General features: G+C 71.2%; 4 protein-coding genes. 3 read left to right on the top strand and 1 reads right to left on the bottom strand.

Features of this window, described 5'->3' with window-relative positions; translation table 11 throughout:
* A partial coding sequence (locus VR44_RS20200; RefSeq protein ID WP_045948952.1) for a class I SAM-dependent methyltransferase occupies window positions 1-787 on the bottom strand: 787 nt, incomplete at its 3' end.
* Between the two features lie 372 nt (window positions 788-1,159).
* Here VR44_RS20200 and rpsA point away from each other — a divergent pair.
* The 3 genes from rpsA to coaE all read left to right on the top strand — a co-directional run bounded on the left by rpsA (window position 1,160) and on the right by coaE (window position 4,510).
* Window positions 1,160-2,674, top strand: a complete 1,515-nt coding sequence (gene rpsA / locus VR44_RS20195; protein ID WP_042812805.1) for a 30S ribosomal protein S1 — start codon at window positions 1,160-1,162, stop codon at window positions 2,672-2,674.
* 205 nt (window positions 2,675-2,879) lie between these two features.
* Window positions 2,880-3,818, top strand: coding sequence for a PAC2 family protein (locus VR44_RS20190; RefSeq protein WP_045948954.1), 939 nt, complete (start codon window positions 2,880-2,882; stop codon window positions 3,816-3,818).
* 56 nt (window positions 3,819-3,874) lie between these two features.
* Window positions 3,875-4,510: a dephospho-CoA kinase gene (gene coaE / locus VR44_RS20185; protein ID WP_045948953.1), complete on the top strand. Its 636-nt coding sequence runs from the start codon at window positions 3,875-3,877 to the stop codon at window positions 4,508-4,510.
* The last annotated feature ends 234 nt before the right edge of the window (window positions 4,511-4,744 follow it).

Raw genomic sequence — 4,744 nt, 5'->3', positions numbered from 1 at the left:
CCCACTCCTGGGTGTTCCACTCCGGCCACTCCGGCTCCACCAGGTCCAGCAGCCGGAAGCCGCCCGCGACCACGTCCCGGACCCGGTCGCCGAGGGTGCGGTGGTGCTCCACGTAGACGGCGCGGCCCTGCTCGTCCTGCTCCACGTACGGGGTCCGGTCGAAGTAGGAGGCGGACACCGACAGCCCCTCGGGGCCGGGCTCGTCGGGGAAGGCCCAGCGCAGGGGGTGGGTGACGGAGAAGACCCAGCGGCCGCCGGGGCGCAGCACGCGGTGCACCTCGCGCATCACGTTGACGGGGTCGGCGACGAAGGGGACCGCCCCGTACGCGGAGCAGGCCAGGTCGAAGGAGCCGTCACGGAAGGGCAGCCGGCCGGCGTCGGCCTCGACGAGGGGGACCCCGCCGCCGATGCGCAGGGCGTGCTGGAGCTGGCGGTGCGAGAGGTCCAGCGCCACCGGGCGGGCCCCCTGCGCGGCGAGCCAGCGCGAGCACTGGGCGGCGCCGGCGCCGATCTCCAGGACGTCCCGGCCCTTGAGGGAGGCGGCGGGGCCCAGCAGCGCGGCCTGTTCCTCGTCCAGGCCCTCGGGGCCCCAGACGAAGCGGTCGTCGCCCAGGAACGCGCCGTGCTCGCTCTGGTACTCGTCGGCGTTGCGGTCCCACCAGCCGCGGCTGGCGCGGCTGCTCTCCGCCTCGCCCGCCTCGCGGCGGGTGGCCTCGGCTTCGTCCTCGTACACGTCCCCGTCGGGCTGGGCGTACGCGTCTTCGGGGGTGCGGTCCTCTTGGTTCATGGGGCCCGTCGTCGTAGTCTGCGGATGGCTGGTATGGCACCCGGACGGCTGAAAATCCGTGCGGATCGCTCATCAGGGCGTTTCCGCCCACGAATTGTGCCGGTTATGCGGTGATCCGCCCCCGGTGTGCGCCTTCGCGCATTGACCCTGTCCGGCTGCCCCCGTATGCTACAAGTTGCGCTGCGAGCCTGTGCTCCTCAGACGTAGCAGGCTGCGCTTGCATCTGTTGAATGTCCCCTCGGTTTTCGAGGCCCCTACCCCTTGCGGGGGATGGGCTTCCTTGGCTGTCCGGCTTCATCGGCAGATGCCGATAAGGGCTCCCGGCGTAGCAGTACCTACGACTTTCTGTCCGTAACCGGAGCCCTTTCCCACATGACGAGCAGCACCGAGACCACCGCCACCACCACTCCGCAGGTAGCGGTCAACGACATCGGTAACGCGGAAGCCTTCCTGGCCGCGATCGACGAGACGATCAAGTACTTCAACGACGGCGACATCGTCGACGGCGTCATCGTGAAGGTCGACCGGGACGAGGTCCTGCTCGACATCGGTTACAAGACGGAAGGCGTGATCCCGAGCCGCGAGCTCTCGATCAAGCACGACGTCGACCCGAACGAGGTCGTCAAGGTCGGTGACGAGATCGAGGCCCTGGTTCTCCAGAAGGAGGACAAGGAAGGCCGCCTGATCCTGTCCAAGAAGCGCGCTCAGTACGAGCGTGCCTGGGGCACGATCGAGAAGATCAAGGAAGAGGACGGCATCGTCACCGGTACCGTCATCGAGGTCGTCAAGGGTGGTCTCATCCTCGACATCGGCCTCCGCGGCTTCCTCCCGGCCTCCCTGGTCGAGATGCGTCGCGTCCGCGACCTCCAGCCCTACGTGGGCAAGGAGCTCGAGGCGAAGATCATCGAGCTGGACAAGAACCGCAACAACGTGGTCCTGTCCCGCCGCGCCTGGCTCGAGCAGACCCAGTCCGAGGTCCGCCAGACGTTCCTCACCACCCTGCAGAAGGGTCAGGTCCGCTCCGGCGTCGTCTCCTCGATCGTCAACTTCGGTGCGTTCGTGGACCTGGGCGGCGTCGACGGCCTCGTGCACGTCTCCGAGCTGTCCTGGAAGCACATCGACCACCCGTCCGAGGTCGTCGAGGTCGGTCAGGAAGTCACCGTCGAGGTCCTCGACGTGGACATGGACCGCGAGCGTGTCTCCCTGTCGCTGAAGGCGACGCAGGAGGACCCGTGGCAGCAGTTCGCCCGGACCCACCAGATCGGCCAGGTCGTCCCGGGTAAGGTCACCAAGCTCGTTCCGTTCGGTGCGTTCGTCCGCGTGGACGAGGGCATCGAGGGTCTGGTCCACATCTCCGAGCTGGCCGAGCGCCACGTGGAGATCCCGGAGCAGGTCGTCCAGGTCAACGACGAGATCTTCGTCAAGGTCATCGACATCGACCTGGAGCGTCGCCGGATCTCGCTGTCCCTCAAGCAGGCCAACGAGTCCTTCGGTGCCGACCCGGCGTCGGTCGAGTTCGACCCGACCCTGTACGGCATGGCCGCGTCCTACGACGACCAGGGCAACTACATCTACCCCGAGGGCTTCGACCCCGAGACCAACGACTGGCTCGAGGGCTACGAGACCCAGCGCGAGACGTGGGAGCGCCAGTACGCCGAGGCGCAGGTCCGCTTCGAGCAGCACCAGGCGCAGGTCATCAAGAGCCGCGAGGCCGACGAGGCCGCTGCCGCCGCGGGCGAGACCGCCCCGGCCGCCGGTGGCAACGCCGGTGCGGGCATCTCGGGTGGCTCCTACTCCTCCGAGGGTGCGGACGAGACCTCCGGCGCCCTGGCGTCCGACGAGGCCCTGGCCGCGCTCCGCGAGAAGCTGGCCGGCGGCCAGAGCTGATCGCAGCGCAGCGAGTGCTCCACGCTCCGGCGTGAGGTGAGCTGAACGTCGAGGCCCGTCCCCTTCGGGGGGCGGGCCTCTTCGCGTTTCCCCGTACCTCGTGCCGCGTCGTGTTGCGTTCCGGTGAATGCGGCCAACTGGGGAATGGCCGGGCGTCCTTGGACGTTCCTTGCAGAGAACACGGTGAGAGGGAGGAGTGGTGACGGTGCGTGATCCACAAGGTCTGTACGAATGGGACGCCAAGGGTCTGGCGGTGGCCGACGTGGCGCTGGCCCAGGACTCGGCCGGACTGGTCATGCTCTACCACTTCGAGGGCTACATCGACGCCGGCGAGACCGGCGAGCAGATCGTCGAACGGATCCTCGACACCCTGCCCCACCAGGTGGTGGCCCGCTTCGACGCGGACCGGCTCGTGGACTACCGGGCCCGCCGCCCGCTGCTGACCTTCCAGCGCGACCACTGGACGGAGTTCGAGGAGCCCCGCCTGGAGGTCCGGCTCGTCCAGGACGCCACCGGCGCGCCCTTCCTGCTGCTCTCCGGCCCCGAGCCGGACGTGGAGTGGGAGCGCTTCGCCGTCGCCGTCCGCCAGATCGTGGAGCGGCTCGGCGTCCGGCTCTCGGTCAACTTCCACGGCATCCCCATGGGCGTCCCGCACACCCGGCCCGTCGGCATCACCCCGCACGGCAACCGCACCGACCTGATGCCCGGCCACCGCAGCCCCTTCGACGAGGCGCAGGTCCCGGGCAGCGCCGAGTCGCTGGTCGAGTTCCGCCTCGGCCAGGCGGGGCACGACGTGCTCGGCGTCGCGGCGCACGTCCCGCACTACGTCGCCCGCTCCCCTTACCCGGACGCGGCGCTCACCGCGCTCGAGGCGATCACGGCCGCGACCGGGCTGGTCCTGCCGGCCGTCGCCCACGCCCTGCGCACCGAGGCGCACCGCACGCAGACGGAGATCGACCGGCAGATCCGCGAGGGCGACGAGGAGCTCGTCAGCCTCGTCCAGGGTCTTGAGCACCAGTACGACGCCGCCGCCGGGGCCGAGACCCGGGGCAACATGATCGCCGAGCCGGCCGAGATCCCGACGGCGGACGAGCTGGGCCGCGAGTTCGAGCGGTTCCTCGCGGAGCGCGAGGGCGAGGCGTAGCGGAGCCGGGGGATGCGGCCGGGGCCGTCCGGAGGCGGGGCGCTAGGGTGCTGGACATGCTGAAGGTGGGCCTGACAGGCGGAATCGGTGCCGGCAAGAGCGAGGTCTCGCGGCTGCTGGCGGGGTACGGGGCGGTCGTGGTGGACGCCGACCGGATCGCACGGGAGGTCGTCGAGCCCGGCACGCCCGGCCTCGCGGCCGTGGTGGAGGCCTTCGGGGAGTCCGTGCTCACCGACGGCGGGGCGCTGGACCGGCCGAAGCTGGGGGCGATCGTCTTCGCCGACCCCGGCAAGCTCCAGACCCTGAACGCGATCGTGCACCCGCTGGTCGGGGCCCGCTCCGCCGAGCTGGAGGCGGCCGCCGGGCCCGACGCGATCGTGGTGCACGACGTACCGCTCCTCACGGAGAACGGGCTCGCGCCGCTGTACGACCTGGTGGTCGTCGTGGACGCCGCGCCCGGCACCCAGCTGTCCCGGCTCACCGCCCTGCGCGGGATGACCGAGGAGGAGGCCCGCGCCCGCATGGCCGCGCAGGCCACCCGGGAGCAGCGGCTGGCGGTGGCCACACTGGTGATCGACAACGACGGGCCGCTGGAGGCACTGGAGCCCCAGGTCCGCGCGGTGTGGGACCAGCTCAGACAGCGGGCGGCGGCGCGCACGGGCACCACACGGCCCGCGGCTCCGGCGGAGTAGCGGAACCGCGCACCGCCCAGGGCCGGGACCCGCAGCGGGCGCGCCGGAGGCGGCGCCCGTGGAGAACCCGGCTTCCGGCTTCGCCTTCCGGCCCGGCTCCGCGGCACCCGACCCCGCCGTGCGCCGAAGCCGGTCACCGTGCCGGCCGGCCGGGGGCACGGCAGGCCGGGAACGGGGGACGGAGTGCCGGCCGAGGCGGCGCCTGTGGCGAATGTGGCTCCCCGCCGCCGGCTC

It is taken from the genome of Streptomyces katrae (assembly GCF_000966975.1).
Taxonomy (GTDB): domain Bacteria; phylum Actinomycetota; class Actinomycetes; order Streptomycetales; family Streptomycetaceae; genus Streptomyces; species Streptomyces katrae.
Note: the sequence above shows the minus strand (reverse complement) of the source record. Positions and strands in the feature narration are given on the sequence as shown.

What these genes read in the sequence shown, in the direction of transcription:
- rpsA (WP_042812805.1), top strand. Translation starts at nt 1,160, where the DNA reads ATGACGAGCAGCACCGAGACCACCGCCACCACCACTCCGCAGGTAGCG.
- coaE (WP_045948953.1), top strand. Translation starts at nt 3,875, where the DNA reads ATGCTGAAGGTGGGCCTGACAGGCGGAATCGGTGCCGGCAAGAGCGAG.